This is a genomic window from Fructilactobacillus florum DSM 22689 = JCM 16035 (assembly GCF_001436645.1).
GTDB classification, from domain to species: Bacteria; Bacillota; Bacilli; order Lactobacillales; family Lactobacillaceae; genus Fructilactobacillus; species Fructilactobacillus florum.
Map to the genome: position 1 here is coordinate 1 of NZ_AYZI01000037.1, position 522 is coordinate 522.

The 522-nt window shown below is 43.9% G+C and carries 1 pseudogene; it reads right to left on the reverse strand.

The features are described from left to right. Positions 1-522, reverse strand: a pseudogene (locus FC87_RS07040) (hypothetical protein); the annotation flags it as partial.

The window sequence follows — 522 nt, forward strand, 5'->3', positions numbered from 1 at the left end:
TTACCGATTGAGAAGTACTCGTTGACGTACTGTCAAAAACTGAAATCGAACCACTTGCTGACTGCGACGTACTTGTTGATGCAAGCGATTCACTTAGTGAAACTGAGATACTTCTAGACTCGGAAATTGACTCAGATTCTACAGTTGATTGCGAGTCGGACTGTGAACTCGAGCCAGAAATTGAGGTACTGTCAGAACTTGAAGTTGACACACTTACTGACTGGGAAATTGATTCAGATTCTAAAATTGACTGTGATCCAGACCGTGAACTTGAATCAGAAGTTGATGTACTATCAGAGCTTGACGTTGAGCCACTTACCGATTGCGACGTACTTGTCGATGCAATCGACTCACTTAGTGAAACCGAAATACTTCGAGAATCGGAGGTTGACTCAGAAGCTTGAATTGATTGCGAGTCGGACTGTGAGCTTGAATCAGATGTTGACGTCGATCCACTTACAGATTGCGACGTGCTCGTCGATGCAGCTGACTCACTTAGCGAAACTGAAATACTCCGAGAAT